The following is a 16,645-nucleotide window of genomic DNA, read 5'->3' on the forward strand; positions in this document are numbered from 1 at the left end:
CGCCAATCTTCCGTCCATCCCCGACCAATGTAGGAGCGAGCTTGCTCGCAATGGCGGCGCAACATTCAACAACGTCGTCGACTGTCGTACCGCTATCGCGAGCAAGCTCGCTCCCACAGAGGGAATCAGCGCTGCATGAGACCCCGGACAAGATCCGGGGCCGTCACTGTCAGAGCTTGATCCAGGTCGACTTCAGTTCGGTGTATTTGTCGAATGCATGCAGCGACTTGTCGCGACCGTTGCCCGACTGCTTGAAGCCACCGAACGGTGCGGTCATGTCGCCGCCGTCGTACTGATTAACCCATACGCTGCCGGCACGCAGGGCCTTGGCGGTCAGGTGAGCCTTGGAGATGTCCTTGGTCCATACCGCTGCGGCCAGGCCATACGGCGTGTCGTTGGCGATCTCGATGGCCTGCTCGGCGGTGTCGAAGGCGATGACCGACAATACCGGGCCGAAGATCTCTTCCTGGGCGATTTTCATGGCGTTGCTCACACCGTCGAAAATCGTCGGCTCGACGTACGTGCCGCCGGTTTCCTCAAGGATGCGCTTGCCACCGGCCACCAGTTTGGCGCCATCGCTATGGCCAGCCTCGATGTAGGACAGCACTGTATTCATCTGCTGGGTATCGACCAGGGCGCCGACGTTGGTGGCCGGGTCCAGGGGATTGCCCGGCTTCCAGCCTTTGAGGGCTTCGATCACCAGCGGCAGGAACGTGTCCTTGATGGAGCGCTCCACCAACAGTCGCGAGCCGGCGGTGCAGACTTCGCCCTGGTTGAAGGCGATGGCGCTGGCAGCGGATTCGGCGGCAGCTTGCAGGTCCGGGGCATCGGCGAACACGATGTTCGGGCTCTTGCCACCGGCTTCCAGCCAGATGCGCTTCATGTTGGATTCGCCGGAATAGATCATCAGTTGCTTGGCGATCTTGGTCGAACCGGTGAACACCAGCGTATCGACGTCCATATGCAGGGCCAGGGCCTTGCCGACGGTGTGGCCGTAGCCTGGCAACACGTTCAGCACGCCTTTCGGAATGCCGGCCTCGATCGCCAGCGCAGCGATACGGATGGCGGTCAACGGGGATTTTTCCGACGGCTTGAGCACCACCGAGTTACCGGTGGACAGCGCCGGGCCGAGCTTCCAGCAGGCCATCATCAACGGGAAGTTCCAGGGCACGATAGCCCCCACGACACCCACCGGCTCACGGGTCACCAGGCCCAGTTGATCGTGCGGGGTGGCCGCCACTTCGTCGTAGAGCTTGTCGATGGCTTCACCGCTCCAGCTCAACGCTTGGGCCGCGCCGGGCACGTCGATGTTCAGCGAATCGCTGATCGGCTTGCCCATGTCCAGGGTTTCCAGCAGTGCCAGTTCCTCGGCATGCTGCTTGAGCAAGCCGGCGAAACGGATCATGGTGGTTTTGCGTTTGCTTGGCGCCAGGCGCGACCAGACGCCGGAGTTGAAGGTGGCGCGGGCATTTTCGACGGCACGCTGGGCGTCGGCCACGTCGCAGCTGGCGATCTTGCCCAGCAGGCGGCCATCGACCGGGCTGAGGCAATCGAACGTTTCGCCGGACACCGCATCGGTGTACTCACCGTTGATGAAGGCGCGGCCTTCGATCTTCAGGTCGCGGGCGCGTTGCTCCCAATCGGTACGAGTCAGGGTGGTCATGCGTGTGTCCTCCTCTTATTGAGTACGAACGCCGCGCAATGCGCAGCGCTCAAAAGAATTCTGCCCGGCCAGCCTGTTTCGGCGCTGTTTTCGGCATAGGGCACCCGCCACCCTAAACCAGCGGCCGGTCATGTTTCAATATATTTGACACATCAGTGGCAAACGGCCTTGCGATGTTCGTTTTAATAAACATAGACTCGAGGCCTTCCAAGCGATCACTGGGGATCACCCGCATGAGCATTCAGGACATCGTCGACTTCAGCCAGGCCAATACCACCGCCGAGCGTTATCGCCCGGACCCGGCCAAGGTGTTCAAGGGCGATCCCGAGCAAACCGTGTTCAACCACTACAGCAGCCCTTGTGGGCAAATGAACGCTGGCGTATGGGAAGGCGCCGTCGGCCAGTGGACGGTCAATTACATCGAGCATGAATACTGCGAGATCGTCCAGGGCGTTTCCGTGTTGCGGGACAACGATGGCAACGCCAAGACCCTGCGGGCCGGCGACCGCTTCGTGATCCCGGCCGGGTTCAAGGGCACCTGGGAAGTGCTGGAGCCGTGCCGCAAGATCTACGTGGTGTTCGAGCAGAAGGCCTGAGCCCGACTGAAAAAGCAGCTGACACTCTAGGGCTGGTCAATCACCCGCGAAACAGATGAGACTGCTGGCGGGCGTCACACATTTTATCGTCGCGACGGCTACGCACAGGACGTGCGGTCAGCCCGACGGGTGAACGCCCTGACCTATCATTTGCAAGGAGGCAAACATGCCCGTCTTACCCGATCAATGCGACCTGGCCATCGCCCGATACACCATCGGCCAAAAATGCACCCCCGAGCTGCTTGAAGAGGTTCGCGCCCTGGCCAACGGGGCTCCCGTACGCGCCACGGGGCCGAAGTATCCTTCGAGCTGGGACCTGCGTCCGCGACGCATCAACCTGCACACCAATGCCGACAGAATCATTGTCAGCATCCACTGCGGCTGATCGGCAGCTTCGCCGACCCAACAAAAAAGGCCCGTATCTCGCGATACGGGCCTTTTTTGTAAGAGGGAAAAATCAATTACTTGATTTTGCCTTCCTTGTAGATCACGTGCTTGCGAACAACCGGATCATATTTCTTGATCTCGATTTTGTCCGGGGTAGTACGCTTGTTCTTGTCGGTAGTGTAGAAGTGACCAGTACCGGCGCTCGAGATCAAACGAATCAATTCACGCATGATTAGCTCCCTTAAACCTTGCCATCGCGACGAAGTTCGGCCAGCACGACACTGATGCCACGCTTGTCGATGATGCGCATGCCCTTGGCAGATACGCGCAGACGCACAAAACGTTTCTCTTCTTCAACCCAGAAGCGGTGATGCTGCAGGTTCGGCAGGAAACGACGACGGGTTTTGTTGTTTGCGTGGGAAATGTTATTCCCAGTCACCGGACCCTTACCGGTAACTTGACAGACTCTCGACATGCCTCAGCCCTCTAAAACCACATGCCCAACCCGGCATGGGTTGGCCGCTTAATCTCTCAGTCATTTGGCGCCAGGCGCCGCGTTTCTTTAAGGGTCTTACCGGCTACACCTACAGTGAAGGAACCGGGCCCCTAGAAAAGAGCGCTGCTTTATACCAGAAAGACCACCGTGCAACAACAGTCGATGTGATTTGTCTTCCTGAAGAAACATCGGCTCACCGCCCCGGACGGCTGGGGCAGAGGCTGGCACGGCCCCTGACCGCTCGTCGCTGCACACAGGTTTTTTTCACATGCGCCAGGTTCTGGCCACCCATACCGTCGCCGCAGAGTGCCGGAAAATGCAAAAAGGGGATAGTCATTTGGCAGCGAGCCCACTAGGGTAGGCCTTTTCCAGACTGCACTCGCAGATGGGCCTCCGACTTGCACAGGAAACCGACCATGCGCCTCGCTGCCCTACCGTTGTTGCTCGCCCCTCTGCTGATCACCCCGCAGGCCTGGGCCGCCGCCCTGAGCGTCTGCACCGAAGCCAGCCCGGAAGGGTTCGATGTCGTCCAGTACAACTCCCTGACCACCACCAACGCCTCCGCCGACGTGCTGATGAACCGCCTGGTGGATTTCGATACCGCCAGCGGCAAAGTGATCCCCAGCCTGGCCGAGCGCTGGGAAATCTCTACCGATGGCCTGACCTACGTGTTCAAGCTGCGACCACAGGTCAAGTTCCATCACACCGAGTACTTCACGCCGCGCCGCGACCTGACCGCCGAGGACGTGAAGTTCAGCTTCGAGCGCATGCTCGACCCGGCGAACCCGTGGCACAAGGTTGCGCAAAGCGGCTTCCCCCACGCCCAATCCATGCAATTGCCGGCGCTGATCAAGAAAATCGACGCCCTGGACCCGCTGACCGTGCGGTTCACCCTCGATCACGCCGATTCGACCTTCCTGGCAACGTTGAGCATGGGCTTTGCCTCCATCTATTCGGCCGAATACGCCGATCAACTGATGCAGGCCGGCACGCCGGAAAAACTCAACAACCAGCCGATCGGCACCGGCCCGTTCATCTTCAGCCGGCTCCAGAAGGACGCCTCGATCCGCTACAAGGCCAATGACGCCTATTTCGGCGGCAAGCCCAAAGTGGACCCGCTGGTCTTCGCCATCACGCCGGATGCCAATGTGCGCCTGCAGAAACTGCGCCGCAACGAATGCCAGATCGCCTTGTCGCCCAAGCCGCTGGATGTGCAGGCCGCCCGGCAGGAGCCGACCCTGAGCGTGGCCCAGACCGACGCCTTCATGACCGCGTTCGTGGCGATCAACAGCCAGCATCCGCCACTGGACAAGCCTGAGGTGCGCCAAGCCATCAACCTGGCCTTCGACAAGGCCAGCTACCTCAAGACCGTCTTCGAAGGCACCGCCGAAGCCGCCAACGGCCCCTACCCGCCCAACACCTGGAGCTATGCCAAAAACCTGCCCGGCTACGCCCATGACCCGGCGAAGGCCCGTGACCTGCTGGCCAAGGCCGGCTTGAAGGAAGGCTTCCAGACCACCATCTGGACCCGCCCTTCCGGCAGCCTGCTCAACCCCAACCCCAGCGTTGGCGCCCAGTTGCTGCAATCCGACCTGGCGCAGATCGGCATCCAGGCGGAAATCCGCGTGATCGAATGGGGCGAACTGATCCGCCGCGCCAAGGCCGGCGAACATGACCTGCTGTTCATGGGCTGGGCCGGCGACAACGGCGACCCGGACAACTTCCTCACCCCGCAGTTTTCCTGCGCGGCGCTCAAGTCCGGGACCAACTTCGCCCGCTACTGCAACCCGGACCTGGACAAACTGATCAGCGCCGGCAAGACCACCGGCGAACAAGGCGTGCGCGCCAAGCTCTACGAGCAGGCCCAGGCCCAGATCCAGCAGCAGGCCCTGTGGCTGCCCCTGGCGCACCCCACCGCCTTCGCGCTGACCCGCAAGGATGTGCAAGGTTATGCGGTGAGCCCGTTTGGGCGGCAGGATTACTCCAAGGTGAGCCTCAAGTAACCACAGCCCCTCTTGTGGGAGCTTTGCTCCCACAAGGGATTATTCAAGCATGACCCTGCCTACATCCACCCATACTCCGCCATCGACAGCGGCTCCCCATCGCCAACAATGAAGTGGTCGAGCACCCGCACGTCGATCAATTCCAGGGCCTCTTGGAGCCGCTCGGTGAGCACCCGGTCGGCCTGGCTGGGCTCGGTGTTGCCGGAGGGGTGGTTGTGGCACAGGATCAACGCAGCGGCGTTGTGGGCCAGGGCGCGCTTGACCACCTGCCGGGGATGGACACTGGCGCTGTCGATAGAACCGCGGAACAGCGCCTCGAAGGTCAGCACCTGGTGCTTGGCGTTGAGAAACAGGCAACCGAACACCTCGTGGGGTTCGTGACGCAGCATGGACTTGAGGTATTCACGAACCGCGAACGGGCTTTCCAGCATGGTCTTTTCCCGCGCCCGTTCAGCCAAATGCCGCCGACTCATTTCCTGAGCCGCCTGCAGTTGGGCAAACTTCGCCGGCCCGAGCCCCATGTGACTACTGAATGTGATCTGATCCGCTTCAAGCAGCGCGCGCAGGCTGCCAAATTGAATCAACAGTTGTCGCGCCAGATCCACCGCGCTTTTGCCGGACACGCCGGTTCGTAAAAAAATCGCCAGCAGCTCGGCGTCCGAAAGACTCCCAGCCCCCAGCGCCAATAACCTCTCCCGCGGCCGCTCGGCCGCAGGCCAATCGCGAATACTCATGGCATCTCCCTGATTGTGGGCGCCGCTGTTCCGTAGCGGTCGCTGTGATATCGTAGCCCATCTTTTTTGCAGGCGATTTGCGCCCTGGCAGCTGCTGCCAAGGGGTTCGCCCTGCACTGACCACTGAAATCGAAAGGCAGGCCTATGCAGCGGCTGTATCGGAAACGCATCGTTCTGGGCGTCGGCGGCGGCATTGCCGCCTACAAGAGCGCCGAGCTGGTTCGCCGACTCATCGACCAGGGCGCGGAAGTACGGGTCGTCATGACCCGTGGCGGCAGCGAGTTCATTACCCCACTGACCATGCAAGCCCTGTCGGGGCACCCGGTCCACCTGGACTTGCTCGACCCGGCGGCCGAAGCCGCCATGGGCCATATCGAACTGGCCAAGTGGGCCGACCTGGTGCTGATCGCCCCGGCCACGGCTGACCTGATCGCCCGCCTGGCCCAGGGCATCGCCGACGACCTGTTGACCACCCTGGTGCTCGCCACGGACGCCGTGGTGGCCGTCGCCCCCGCCATGAACCAGGCCATGTGGCGCGACCCGGCCACCCAGGCCAACCTGCAATTGCTGGAAAGCCGCGCCCTGAAAGTCTTTGGCCCGGCCTCCGGCAGCCAGGCCTGCGGCGATGTCGGCATGGGCCGCATGCTCGAAGCCACGGACCTGGCCCAGTGCGCCGCAGACTGCTTCCAGCGCCAGGCCCTGACCGGCAAGCACGTGCTGATCACCGCCGGGCCGACCCAGGAAAACATCGACCCGGTGCGCTACATCACCAACCACAGCTCCGGGAAAATGGGCTTCGCCCTGGCCGAAGCCGCCGTGGAAGCCGGCGCCCGGGTCACGCTGATCACCGGTCCCGTGCACTTGCCAACCCCGGACCGGGTCACGCGCATCGACGTGGTCAGTGCCCGGGACATGCTCGCGGCCTGTGAAGCGGCCATCCCCTGCGACCTGTTCATCGCCTCGGCTGCGGTAGCGGACTACCGCCCCGAAGTCGTTGCCCCGCAAAAATTGAAGAAAGACCCTGCAAGCGGCGACGGCCTGCTACTGCAAATGGTGCGCAACCCGGACATCCTGGCCAGCATCGCCACCCGCCCCGACCGTCCGTTCAGTGTCGGCTTCGCCGCCGAGACCGAACACCTGCTCGATTACGCCGCCCGCAAGCTCAAGGACAAGAACCTCGACTTGATCGTCGCCAACGACGTCGCCAATCCGAGCATCGGCTTCAACAGCGAAGAAAACGCCTGCAGCGTGATCGACCGCCAGTTGCACGCCACGCTTTTCGCCCAGACCAGCAAGAGCAAGATTGCCCGCCAGCTGATCACTTTTATCGCCGAACGTCTGAACCAGGTTTAATGTCATGCACGCCTTACAAGCCAAGATCCTCGACCCACGCATCGGTAGCGAATTCCCGCTGCCGCAATACGCCACACCGGGCTCCGCCGGCCTCGACCTGCGGGCGATGCTCAAGCAGGACACGATCCTGGAACCAGGCCAGACCCTGCTGATTCCTACCGGCCTGTCGGTGTACATCGGCGACCCGGGCCTGGCCGCGCTGATCCTGCCGCGCTCGGGCCTGGGCCACAAGCACGGCATCGTGCTGGGCAACCTGGTGGGCCTGATCGATTCCGACTACCAGGGCGAATTGATGGTGTCGTGCTGGAATCGCGGCCAAACGGCCTTCAATATTGCGGTGGGCGAGCGCATCGCGCAGCTGGTACTGGTGCCGGTGGTCCAGGCCCACTTCGAACTGGTCGAGGAATTCGACGAGAGCCAGCGCGGCGCCGGTGGATTCGGGCATTCCGGCAGCCATTGACCGTGCGGTTCCGGGCTGGGCGTCCTGCCCGGCCCGTTTGTGAAGCTTCTGTTTCAGGACAAAAAATGCGCAATGGCTTTCTGCTAGGTTTCCCATCCGGAATCAATGTATTAGGCGAGGAAGACCGGGGTAACGCTGTCTCATGGCAATTTCCCACCACGAACTCTCTGTCAAAAACGCCGTCATACCCTTCAGCTTGAGCCTGCCGACGCCCAGCGTCGGCCTGTCCAGTCACTTTCCTGATAGAGCGCCCCGCCCATGAACACCCCAGCCGCAATCGCCCCGATCTTCCCTGATAGCATCTTCCGCGCCTACGACATCCGTGGCGTGGTACCGGAAACCCTCACGGCCGAAACCGCCTACTGGATCGGTCGCGCCATTGGCTCCCAGAGCCTGGCCCAGGGTGAACCGAACGTGTGCGTCGGCCGCGACGGCCGCTTGTCGGGCCCCGAGCTGGTCGAACAATTGATCAAAGGCGTTGCCGACAGCGGCTGCCACGTCAGTGATGTGGGCCTGGTGCCCACGCCAGCGCTGTACTACGCCGCCAACGTGCTGGCCGGCAAGTCCGGGGTCATGCTCACCGGCAGCCACAACCCGTCGAACTACAACGGCTTCAAGATCGTCATCGCCGGCGACACCCTCGCCAACGAGCAGATCCAGGCCCTGCATACCCGCCTCAAGACCAACGACCTGAGCAGCGGCCAGGGCAGCGTGACCAAGGTCAACATCCTCGAGCGCTACAACGATGAGATCGTCAAGGACGTGAAGCTCGCCCGACGCCTGAAAGTGGTGGTCGACTGCGGCAACGGTGCGGCCGGCGTAATCGCTCCGCAACTGATCGAGGCCCTGAACTGCGAAGTCATCCCGCTGTTCTGCGACGTGGACGGCAACTTCCCTAACCACCACCCGGACCCGGGCAAACTGGAAAACCTGCAAGACCTGATCGCCAAGGTCAAGGAAACCAACGCCGACCTGGGCCTGGCCTTCGACGGCGACGGCGACCGCGTCGGCGTGGTGACCAATACCGGCAGCGTGGTGTTCCCCGATCGCCTGTTGATGCTGTTCGCTCGCGACGTGGTGGCGCGCAATCCGAACGCCGAAATCATCTTCGACGTTAAGTGCACCCGTCGCCTGGTCCCGCTGATCAAGGAATATGGCGGTCGCCCGCTGATGTGGAAAACCGGTCATTCGTTGATCAAGAAGAAAATGAAACAGAGCGGCGCCCTGCTGGCCGGTGAAATGAGCGGCCACATCTTCTTCAAGGAGCGCTGGTTCGGTTTCGACGACGGTATCTACAGCGCCGCGCGCCTGCTGGAGATCCTCAGCAAGGAAAAATCCACGGCCGAAGAACTGTTCGCGACCTTCCCGAACGATATTTCTACGCCGGAAATCAATATCCATGTGACCGAAGAGAGCAAATTCAGCATCATTGATGCACTGCACGACGCCCAGTGGGGCGAAGGCGCCGAACTGACCACCATCGACGGTGTACGGGTCGACTACCCACAAGGCTGGGGCCTGGTTCGCGCGTCCAACACCACCCCGGTGCTGGTGCTGCGTTTCGAGGCCGACAACGAGGCCGAACTGCAGCGCATCAAGGACGTGTTCCACACCCAACTCAAACGTGTTGCACCTGATCTCCAACTACCGTTTTGATTTTTTGAAGCACTACCGGAGCCCTGAATGACCCTCGAACGCGAAGCCGCCGCCAACACCGCCAAGGTCCTGTCCGAAGCGTTGCCTTATATCCGACGCTACGTCGGCAAGACCCTGGTGATCAAATACGGCGGCAACGCGATGGAAAGCGAGGAGCTGAAAACCGGCTTCGCCCGCGACATCGTGCTGATGAAGGCCGTGGGCATCAACCCGGTGGTGGTCCACGGCGGCGGCCCGCAAATCGGCGACCTGCTCAAGCGCCTGTCGATCGAGAGCCACTTCATCGACGGCATGCGCGTGACTGACGCACAGACCATGGATGTGGTGGAAATGGTCCTCGGCGGCCAAGTCAACAAGGACATCGTCAACCTGATCAACCGCCATGGCGGCAGCGCCATTGGCCTGACGGGCAAGGACGCCGAGCTGATCCGGGCGAAGAAACTCACCGTCACCCGCCAGACGCCGGAGATGACCCAGCCGGAAATCATCGACATCGGTCACGTGGGCGAAGTGGTCGGCATCAACACCGACCTGCTGAACCTGCTGGTCAAGGGCGATTTCATCCCGGTGATCGCGCCTATCGGCGTGGGTGCCAACGGCGAGTCGTACAACATCAACGCCGACCTGGTGGCGGGCAAGGTTGCCGAGGCACTGAAAGCTGAAAAGCTGATGCTGCTGACCAACATCGCCGGCCTGATGGACAAGACCGGCAAGGTCCTGACCGGGTTGTCGACCCAGCAGGTAGATGACCTGATCGCCGATGGCACCATCTACGGCGGCATGCTGCCGAAGATTCGTTGCGCGCTGGAAGCGGTGCAGGGCGGCGTCGGCAGCTCGCTGATCATCGACGGCCGGGTGCCGAATGCGATTCTGCTGGAGATCTTCACCGATACGGGTGTGGGTACGCTGATCAGCAATCGCAAGCGTCCTTAAGCGATACCGGTAAAAAAAGACCCTGCTCAACCTGGTTGAGCGGGGTCTTTTTTTGTCTGACTACCTACTGTGGGAGCGAGCTTGCTCGCGATAGCGGTGGGTCAGTAATAAAATGCTGAATGATAAGCCGCTATCGCAAGCAAGCTCGCTCCCACAAGGCTTGGCGCAGGCCTTTTAGACACCAAACTGCGCGCGATAAGCCTCAACCGCCGGCAAATACTGCTTGAGCTGCGGGTCGTCGGCCAAAAACTCCAGCACCTGGTTCAGCGACACGATGCTGATCACCGGGATGCCGAAATCGCGCTCCACTTCCTGGATCGCCGACAACTCACCGTTGCCGCGCTCCTGACGGTTCAGGGCGATCAGTACACCGGCCGCCTTGGCGCCTTCCTGGGAAGCGATGATCTGCATCACTTCGCGAATGGCGGTGCCGGCGGTGATCACGTCGTCGATGATCAACACATCGCCGGTCAGCGGCGCGCCGACCAGGCTGCCGCCTTCGCCGTGGGCCTTGGCTTCCTTGCGGTTGAAACACCAGGGCAGGTCGCGGCCGTGGTGTTCGGCCAGGGCGACGGCGGTGGTGGCGGCCAGCGGGATGCCTTTGTAGGCCGGGCCGAACAATACATCGAACGGGATGCCGCTCTCGACGATGGCCGCCGCATAGAAACGGCCCAACTGCGCCAGGGCGGTTCCGCTGTTGAACAGGCCCGCATTGAAGAAGTACGGGCTGGTGCGCCCGGACTTGAGGGTGAATTCACCGAAGCGCAAAACCCCGCGATCGATGGCAAAGCGAATGAAATCGCGCTGATACGCCTGCATGAAAAAAGCCTCAAATACCGCGGATTTAGCTAAATAGGTACACGGCGTGTATCATACACGCACGTGATTTTTGGGGCCATTTATGCGGATCATCAGTGTGAACGTCAATGGTATTCAGGCTGCAGTGGAGCGTGGTTTGCTCAGTTGGCTGCAAGCACAGAATGCCGACGTCATCTGCCTGCAGGACACCCGCGCCTCCGCCTTTGAACTGGACGATGCAGCCTTCCAACTGGATGGTTACTTCCTTTATGCCTGCGATGCCGAAGTCCCCGCCCAGGGTGGCGTGGCTTTGTACTCGCGGCTGCAACCGAAGGCTGTCATCAACGGTCTCGGTTTCGAGACGGCGGACCGCTACGGGCGCTACCTGCAAGCCGATTTCGACAAGGTCAGCATCGCGACCTTACTGCTCCCTTCGGGGCAGAACGGCGATGAAGATTTGAATCAGAAATTCAAGTTGATGGACGACTTCGCCCGTTACCTGGATAAACAGCGGCGCAAACGTCGCGAGTACATCTATTGTGGCTCGCTGTACGTGGCGCAACAGAAGCTGGATATCAAGAACTGGCGCGACAGCCAACAATCTCCTGGCTTCCTGGCGCCGGAACGGGCCTGGATGGACGAGATCATTGGCAACATGGGCTATGTCGATGCCCTGCGCGAAGTCAGCCGCGAAGGCGACCAGTACAGCTGGTGGCCGGACAACGAGCAGGCCGAAATGCTCAACCTCGGTTGGCGTTTCGACTACCAGTTGCTGACGCCTGGGCTGCGCCGCTTCGTACGCAGCGCCCGCCTGCCGCGCCAGCCACGGTTCTCGCAGCATGCGCCGCTGATCGTGGATTACGACTGGACGCTGACCATCTAAGCGTATCGGCGACAGCCTTCAGGCCGGCCGCCCCAAAAAATGCCCGTATCGCAAGATACGGGCATTTTTCATGGAGCGCGCTAGCGCCTCGATCATCAAGCCGCGGCAAAAAACGGCAGGGCCAGGTACAACTTGATGACGATGACGTTAATGATGTCGATGAAGAACGCCCCCACCATCGGCACCACCAGAAACGCGATCTGCGAAGGTCCGTAGCGCTGTGTCACGGCTTGCATGTTGGCGATGGCCGTTGGCGTGGCGCCCAGTCCGAAACCACAATGCCCCGCCGCCAATACCGCGGCATCGTAGTGACTGCCCATGAGCCTGAACGTCACGAAAATCGCAAACAGGGCCATGACCAATGTCTGGGCCGCCAGAATGATGAAGATCGGCAGGGCCAATGACGCCAGGTCCCACAACTTGAGTGACATCAAGGCGATCGCCAGGAACAGTGACAAGCTGACATTGCCGAGCACGGACACTTCTCGCTCGAATACTTGATACAGGCCGAGTGCCGAAAGCCCATTGCGCAGGATCACGCCCACGAAAAGGACACAAACGAACGTCGGCAACTCGAATGCGGTGTCGTGGAGCTGTCCATTCAGGAGCGTGCCGGCCAACAGGCTGACCGCGATCAGGGCGAGCGTCTCGATAAACGAAAATGGCGTAATCGAGCGTTCCTTGTTTGGCTGTTCGAAGCCCTTGGGTACGCGGGGCTTTTCTGGCTCGAGGCTGCCGGGCGATTGCACACGTTTGATGAGCAGGCGCGCAACCGGCCCACCGATCAGGCCACCCAACACCAAGCCAAACGTCGCAGAAGCCATCGCAAGTTCGGAGGCGGAAGCCAGACCGAACTTCTCGCTGAACACCGTCCCCCACGCCGCGCCGGTGCCGTGACCGCCCGCCAAGGTAATCGAACCGGTCAGCAATCCCATCAACGGATCGAGCCCCAGTGCTTTTGCGAGTCCGATGCCCATGGCATTCTGGACCACCAGCAGACCGGTGACCGCCAACAGGAAAATCCCCACCACGCGCCCGCCTTTCTTCAAGCTGGCGAAATCCGCGCTCAGGCCAATCGTGGCAAAAAACGCCAGCATCAAGGGTGTTTGCAATGAAGTATCAAAACGCACTTCAACTTCAAGCCCCCGTAACGCCAGGAGAATCAGGGCAACTACCAACCCTCCCGCCACGGGTTCGGGAATATTGTAGGCGCGTAGAAAGCCGACACGTGTAACAAGACCGCGCCCCAGCAAAAGCACTAAAGAGGCGGCGACAAGGGTTCCATAGAAATCGAGCTGAAACATAAGTGTTTATTCTTTGAATATATCTATTCAGGGCGAACTTTTTACCTGGGCACGCCGCTTGAACAGGTTGATTGCCTCAACACTGATTGGCTTTGAATTCAAGGACCTTCAATGGTCTGAATATATCGAAATATTTCTAAAGGAATATAACTTGGGGCAACTCTATCAATCGATCAGTGCTATTGCCAAGGACATAGACCGCCTTGAAACTTCATGAGTTGTGACTAAAAATTTAAGAGCGGTACATGTATGCGCACGATAACGCGCCGGGCAATTTTAATGCCCTGCATTGAGAGAAACATTTCTGCTTAAAAAAGAATGCCCCGATAAATCGGGGCATTCTATGAGTCATGACATTGGTCGTTATTTGACCAGCCGCCAGGTGAACGGATACCGATACGGCTGCCCTTCATTGGCCTTCACGCCACCTATGATGGTCAGCACCAGCGCACCGATGGCCACCAGACCGAACAGGAAGAAGCCAATCACCACGATCATCAGCAACAGGCAGATCGCCGAAGCAATCGCCACGGTGATCTGGAAGTTCAGCGCTTCCTTGCCCTGGGCATCGATGAAAGGGTCGGATTCACGCTTGAGCTGCCAGAGTACCAACGGCCCGATCAGCGTGCCAAACGGAATCCAGATCCCCAGCAAGGCGGACAGGTGACAAAACATTGCCCATTGACGCGCCTCTTGGCTCGGCCGAGGCAGCAGGATTTGCTCATCACTCATGACGCTCTCCTTGTTGTCTTGAAGCGGGAATCGATCAGTCGGCCAACGCGGCCTTTTGCAATTCGAAGATCTCGTTCATGCCTTTCTTCGCCAACTCCAGCATAGCGTTCAAATCTTCCGGCTGGAACGGCGCGCCTTCGGCGGTACCCTGGACTTCGATGAAACCGCCGGCGCTGGTCATGACCACGTTCAGGTCGGTCTCGGCGGCGGAGTCTTCCAGGTAATCCAGGTCCAGCACCGGCTCGCCTTGGTACATGCCCACGGACACAGCGGCGATTATTTGCTTGAGCGGGTCGCCGCCCTTGAGGCCGCCGCGCTTCTTGATCACTTTCAAGGCATCGACCAGCGCAACCATGGCCCCGGTGATGGAGGCCGTACGGGTGCCGCCATCGGCCTGGATCACGTCGCAATCGACATACAGCGTCACGTCGCCCAGCTTGGACATGTCCAGCGCAGCGCGCAGCGAACGGCCGATCAGCCGTTGGATTTCCAGGGTACGACCGCCCTGCTTGCCACGGCTGGCCTCACGCTGGTTCCGTTCGCCGGTGGCGCGCGGCAGCATGCCGTATTCGGCGGTCAGCCAGCCCTGGCCCTGGCCCTTGAGGAACCGCGGCACGCCGTTTTCGACGCTGACGGTACAGATGACCTTGGTATCACCGAATTCGACCAGTACAGATCCCTCGGCGTGTTTGGTGTAGTTGCGGGTAATGCGGATCGAGCGAAGCTGATCGGCAGCGCGACCACTTGGACGTTTCATAGGGAACACCTGTACAGAGGACGGAAAACTGCCTGGCATTATAGAGCCGTGAACCGTCAGAGGGCAGTTAAAACGTCACACAGCGCTAAAAAGCTGGCGCGGGCGAGCGCCCTCAAAGCCCCGGCCGACGGGCTGCGCCGCTTTGTTACCGGAGCTGTTTGGGCGCTTGCGCCCCACTGCGCTACAATCCTGCGCCTTTGCTGCCCTCGGGCTTTTATCCACAGATCCCAGGCCCACGACCACCGTCGGGCGGCCTGCATTGCGAGGAACCTCCATGGTGCACAGCATGACCGCCTTCGCCCGCGTCGAAAAAGCCGGGGCCCAAGGCACGCTGAGCTGGGAACTGCGCTCGGTCAACAGCCGTTACCTGGAGCCGCACCTGCGCTTGCCCGAGTCCTTCCGCGACCTGGAAGGCGGTGTGCGCGAAGCGCTGCGCCAGGGCCTGTCCCGGGGCAAGCTGGAATGCACCCTGCGTTTCACCGAAGAAAATACCGGCAAGACCCTGCAAGTGGACCGCGAGCGTGCCGCGCAATTGGTTGCCGCCGCCGAAACCGTCGCCAGCCTGATCAAGAACCCCGCCGCCCTGAACCCGCTGGAGGTCCTGGCCTGGCCCGGCGTGCTGGTGGGTGATGCGAGCGACCCGCAAGCGCTGAACGCCGAGGCGCTGGCGCTGTTCAACCAAGGCTTGCAAGAACTCAAGGCCGGTCGCGAGCGTGAAGGCGCGGAGCTGGCCCGGCTGATCAACGAGCGCCTGGCCTCCATTGAAGAAGACGTCAGCACCCTGCGCGAGCTGGTCCCGCAGATGCTCGCCACCCAGCGCCAGAAAGTCCTTGATCGCTTCGCCGACATGAAGGCCGAGCTGGACCCGCAACGACTGGAACAGGAAATGGTCATGCTCGCGCAAAAGAGCGACGTGGCCGAAGAACTGGATCGCCTGAGCACCCACATCATCGAAGTTCGCCGGGTGCTCAAGTCCGGCGGTGCGGCCGGTCGCCGCCTGGACTTCCTGATGCAGGAGCTCAACCGCGAAGCCAATACACTGGGCTCCAAAGCCTTCGACCCGCGCAGCACCCAGGCGGCGGTCAACCTCAAGGTGTTGATCGAACAAATGCGCGAACAAGTGCAGAACATTGAGTAAGGCTAACCCGACATGACCCACAGCACTGGCACTCTCTACATCATTTCCGCGCCCTCGGGCGCCGGCAAGACCAGCCTGGTCAAGGCCCTGGTCGACGCCGAGCCGCAGATCCGCGTCTCGGTCTCGCACACCACCCGTGCCATGCGCCCGGGCGAAGTGAACGGCGTGAACTATCACTTCGTCGACCGCGAAGAATTCGTGAAAATGGCCGAACACGGCGACTTCCTGGAACGCGCCGAAGTCTTCGGCAACCTCTACGGCACCTCGCAAAGCTATCTGCAGCAGACCCTCGACGAAGGCCATGACCTGATCCTGGAAATCGACTGGCAAGGCGCCGAGCAAGTACGCAAGCTCATGCCCCAGGCCCGTTCGATCTTCATCCTGCCGCCGAGCCAGCAGGCGTTGCGCCAGCGCCTGACCAACCGCGGCCAGGACAGCGACGAAATCATCGAAGGCCGGATGCGTGAAGCGGTCAGCGAAATGAGCCACTACGTCGACTACGATTACCTGATCATCAACGACGATTTCGCCCACGCGCTGGACGACCTGAAGGCGATTTTCCGCGCCAGCCAGCTGCAGCAGAAACGCCAGCAGCAACGTTTCGGTAAATTATTGGCCGAACTGCTGGGCTGAACAGCCCTTCCCAAAACCGCTGCGACGGCTTTACATTGGTACTCGCAGCGCGCCGAGGGGTTTGGTTAAAAAATCAGCGCTTCCCTAAACGCTGGTGTTTTTTTAAACTGTCGAGTCCG

Annotated in this window: 17 protein-coding genes and 1 pseudogene; 10 read left to right on the top strand and 8 right to left on the bottom strand. The window is 60.8% G+C overall.

Annotated features, from left to right (window positions below; genetic code table 11):
* Window positions 1–169: 169 nt before the first annotated feature.
* On the bottom strand, window positions 170–1,663 hold the full coding sequence (locus tag BLQ55_RS14250; protein ID WP_060740066.1) for an aldehyde dehydrogenase: 1,494 nt from the start codon (window positions 1,661–1,663) through the stop codon (window positions 170–172).
* Between the two features lie 233 nt (window positions 1,664–1,896).
* On the opposite strand from BLQ55_RS14250, the gene BLQ55_RS14255 reads away from it, so the two are divergent.
* Together BLQ55_RS14255 and BLQ55_RS14260 are read left to right on the top strand one after the other, a co-directional pair.
* The gene (locus tag BLQ55_RS14255; protein WP_092254518.1) at window positions 1,897–2,259 is read left to right on the top strand and encodes a cupin domain-containing protein; all 363 of its coding nucleotides are present in this window, start codon (window positions 1,897–1,899) and stop codon (window positions 2,257–2,259) included.
* 166 nt (window positions 2,260–2,425) lie between these two features.
* Window positions 2,426–2,644 carry a peptidase inhibitor gene (locus tag BLQ55_RS14260; RefSeq protein ID WP_092204765.1) on the top strand — a complete coding sequence of 73 codons (219 nt, stop codon included), beginning with the start codon at window positions 2,426–2,428 and terminating at the stop codon, window positions 2,642–2,644.
* Between the two features lie 76 nt (window positions 2,645–2,720).
* Here the strand turns inward: BLQ55_RS14260 and rpmG are convergent, their stop codons facing one another.
* Together rpmG and rpmB are read right to left on the bottom strand one after the other, a co-directional pair.
* On the bottom strand, window positions 2,721–2,876 hold the full coding sequence (gene rpmG, locus BLQ55_RS14265; RefSeq protein WP_003177274.1) for a 50S ribosomal protein L33: 156 nt from the start codon (window positions 2,874–2,876) through the stop codon (window positions 2,721–2,723).
* A gap of 11 nt (window positions 2,877–2,887) precedes the next feature.
* Complete coding sequence (gene rpmB / locus BLQ55_RS14270) at window positions 2,888–3,121, bottom strand: 50S ribosomal protein L28 (RefSeq protein WP_003177273.1); 234 nt, start codon at window positions 3,119–3,121, stop codon at window positions 2,888–2,890.
* Window positions 3,122–3,558: 437 nt separating this feature from the next.
* On the opposite strand from rpmB, the gene BLQ55_RS14275 reads away from it, so the two are divergent.
* Complete coding sequence (locus tag BLQ55_RS14275) at window positions 3,559–5,145, top strand: ABC transporter substrate-binding protein (RefSeq protein ID WP_092254521.1); 1,587 nt, start codon at window positions 3,559–3,561, stop codon at window positions 5,143–5,145.
* 59 nt (window positions 5,146–5,204) lie between these two features.
* Here the strand turns inward: BLQ55_RS14275 and radC are convergent, their stop codons facing one another.
* Window positions 5,205–5,879 (bottom strand): RadC family protein, encoded by a 675-nt coding sequence (gene radC / locus BLQ55_RS14280; RefSeq protein WP_092204767.1) that lies wholly within the window; start codon window positions 5,877–5,879, stop codon window positions 5,205–5,207.
* Between the two features lie 144 nt (window positions 5,880–6,023).
* Here radC and coaBC point away from each other — a divergent pair, with 144 nt between their 5' ends.
* The 4 genes and pseudogenes from coaBC (at window position 6,024) to argB (ending at window position 10,281) form a co-directional block, all read left to right on the top strand.
* Window positions 6,024–7,232, top strand: coding sequence for a bifunctional phosphopantothenoylcysteine decarboxylase/phosphopantothenate--cysteine ligase CoaBC (gene coaBC / locus BLQ55_RS14285; RefSeq protein ID WP_046064467.1), 1,209 nt, complete (start codon window positions 6,024–6,026; stop codon window positions 7,230–7,232).
* A 4-nt stretch (window positions 7,233–7,236) separates the two neighbouring features.
* A complete protein-coding gene (dut, locus tag BLQ55_RS14290) occupies window positions 7,237–7,692 on the top strand; it encodes a dUTP diphosphatase (protein WP_053126549.1) in 456 nt (151 codons plus the stop codon).
* Window positions 7,693–7,944: 252 nt separating this feature from the next.
* Window positions 7,945–9,348 (top strand): annotated as a pseudogene (locus BLQ55_RS14295) (phosphomannomutase/phosphoglucomutase); the annotation flags it as partial.
* A 27-nt stretch (window positions 9,349–9,375) separates the two neighbouring features.
* Entirely contained in the window at window positions 9,376–10,281 is a 906-nt protein-coding gene (argB, locus tag BLQ55_RS14300) for an acetylglutamate kinase (RefSeq protein WP_025216133.1), read from the top strand.
* Window positions 10,282–10,455: 174 nt separating this feature from the next.
* Here the strand turns inward: argB and pyrE are convergent, their stop codons facing one another.
* Complete coding sequence (gene pyrE, locus BLQ55_RS14305) at window positions 10,456–11,100, bottom strand: orotate phosphoribosyltransferase (protein ID WP_092254524.1); 645 nt, start codon at window positions 11,098–11,100, stop codon at window positions 10,456–10,458.
* An 82-nt stretch (window positions 11,101–11,182) separates the two neighbouring features.
* Between pyrE and BLQ55_RS14310 the strand changes: the two genes are divergently transcribed.
* Entirely contained in the window at window positions 11,183–11,962 is a 780-nt protein-coding gene (locus tag BLQ55_RS14310) for an exodeoxyribonuclease III (RefSeq protein ID WP_013694557.1), read from the top strand.
* Window positions 11,963–12,057: 95 nt separating this feature from the next.
* On the opposite strand, the gene gltS is transcribed toward BLQ55_RS14310, so the two are convergent.
* The 3 genes from gltS to rph all read right to left on the bottom strand — a co-directional run bounded on the left by gltS (window position 12,058) and on the right by rph (window position 14,755).
* The gene (gene gltS / locus BLQ55_RS14315) at window positions 12,058–13,266 is read right to left on the bottom strand and encodes a sodium/glutamate symporter (RefSeq protein WP_092204770.1); all 1,209 of its coding nucleotides are present in this window, start codon (window positions 13,264–13,266) and stop codon (window positions 12,058–12,060) included.
* Between the two features lie 363 nt (window positions 13,267–13,629).
* Entirely contained in the window at window positions 13,630–13,998 is a 369-nt protein-coding gene (locus tag BLQ55_RS14320) for a DUF4870 domain-containing protein (RefSeq protein WP_092204771.1), read from the bottom strand.
* A 34-nt stretch (window positions 13,999–14,032) separates the two neighbouring features.
* Window positions 14,033–14,755, bottom strand: coding sequence for a ribonuclease PH (gene rph, locus BLQ55_RS14325; RefSeq protein ID WP_092254527.1), 723 nt, complete (start codon window positions 14,753–14,755; stop codon window positions 14,033–14,035).
* 274 nt (window positions 14,756–15,029) lie between these two features.
* Here rph and BLQ55_RS14330 point away from each other — a divergent pair, with 274 nt between their 5' ends.
* Window positions 15,030–15,893: a YicC/YloC family endoribonuclease gene (locus BLQ55_RS14330; protein WP_092204772.1), complete on the top strand. Its 864-nt coding sequence runs from the start codon at window positions 15,030–15,032 to the stop codon at window positions 15,891–15,893.
* 12 nt (window positions 15,894–15,905) lie between these two features.
* The gene (gene gmk, locus BLQ55_RS14335; RefSeq protein ID WP_092204773.1) at window positions 15,906–16,526 is read left to right on the top strand and encodes a guanylate kinase; all 621 of its coding nucleotides are present in this window, start codon (window positions 15,906–15,908) and stop codon (window positions 16,524–16,526) included.
* The last annotated feature ends 119 nt before the right edge of the window (window positions 16,527–16,645 follow it).

The organism is Pseudomonas sp. NFACC13-1, from assembly GCF_900104425.1.
In the GTDB taxonomy this organism is placed as follows: Bacteria; Pseudomonadota; Gammaproteobacteria; order Pseudomonadales; family Pseudomonadaceae; genus Aquipseudomonas; species Aquipseudomonas fluorescens_AA.

What these genes read in the sequence shown, in the direction of transcription:
- BLQ55_RS14250 (WP_060740066.1), bottom strand. Translation starts at nt 1,663, where the DNA reads ATGACCACCCTGACTCGTACCGATTGGGAGCAACGCGCCCGCGACCTG.
- BLQ55_RS14255 (WP_092254518.1), top strand. Translation starts at nt 1,897, where the DNA reads ATGAGCATTCAGGACATCGTCGACTTCAGCCAGGCCAATACCACCGCC.
- BLQ55_RS14260 (WP_092204765.1), top strand. Translation starts at nt 2,426, where the DNA reads ATGCCCGTCTTACCCGATCAATGCGACCTGGCCATCGCCCGATACACC.
- rpmG (WP_003177274.1), bottom strand. Translation starts at nt 2,876, where the DNA reads ATGCGTGAATTGATTCGTTTGATCTCGAGCGCCGGTACTGGTCACTTC.
- rpmB (WP_003177273.1), bottom strand. Translation starts at nt 3,121, where the DNA reads ATGTCGAGAGTCTGTCAAGTTACCGGTAAGGGTCCGGTGACTGGGAAT.
- BLQ55_RS14275 (WP_092254521.1), top strand. Translation starts at nt 3,559, where the DNA reads ATGCGCCTCGCTGCCCTACCGTTGTTGCTCGCCCCTCTGCTGATCACC.
- radC (WP_092204767.1), bottom strand. Translation starts at nt 5,879, where the DNA reads ATGAGTATTCGCGATTGGCCTGCGGCCGAGCGGCCGCGGGAGAGGTTA.
- coaBC (WP_046064467.1), top strand. Translation starts at nt 6,024, where the DNA reads ATGCAGCGGCTGTATCGGAAACGCATCGTTCTGGGCGTCGGCGGCGGC.
- dut (WP_053126549.1), top strand. Translation starts at nt 7,237, where the DNA reads ATGCACGCCTTACAAGCCAAGATCCTCGACCCACGCATCGGTAGCGAA.
- argB (WP_025216133.1), top strand. Translation starts at nt 9,376, where the DNA reads ATGACCCTCGAACGCGAAGCCGCCGCCAACACCGCCAAGGTCCTGTCC.
- pyrE (WP_092254524.1), bottom strand. Translation starts at nt 11,100, where the DNA reads ATGCAGGCGTATCAGCGCGATTTCATTCGCTTTGCCATCGATCGCGGG.
- BLQ55_RS14310 (WP_013694557.1), top strand. Translation starts at nt 11,183, where the DNA reads ATGCGGATCATCAGTGTGAACGTCAATGGTATTCAGGCTGCAGTGGAG.
- gltS (WP_092204770.1), bottom strand. Translation starts at nt 13,266, where the DNA reads ATGTTTCAGCTCGATTTCTATGGAACCCTTGTCGCCGCCTCTTTAGTG.
- BLQ55_RS14320 (WP_092204771.1), bottom strand. Translation starts at nt 13,998, where the DNA reads ATGAGTGATGAGCAAATCCTGCTGCCTCGGCCGAGCCAAGAGGCGCGT.
- rph (WP_092254527.1), bottom strand. Translation starts at nt 14,755, where the DNA reads ATGAAACGTCCAAGTGGTCGCGCTGCCGATCAGCTTCGCTCGATCCGC.
- BLQ55_RS14330 (WP_092204772.1), top strand. Translation starts at nt 15,030, where the DNA reads ATGGTGCACAGCATGACCGCCTTCGCCCGCGTCGAAAAAGCCGGGGCC.
- gmk (WP_092204773.1), top strand. Translation starts at nt 15,906, where the DNA reads ATGACCCACAGCACTGGCACTCTCTACATCATTTCCGCGCCCTCGGGC.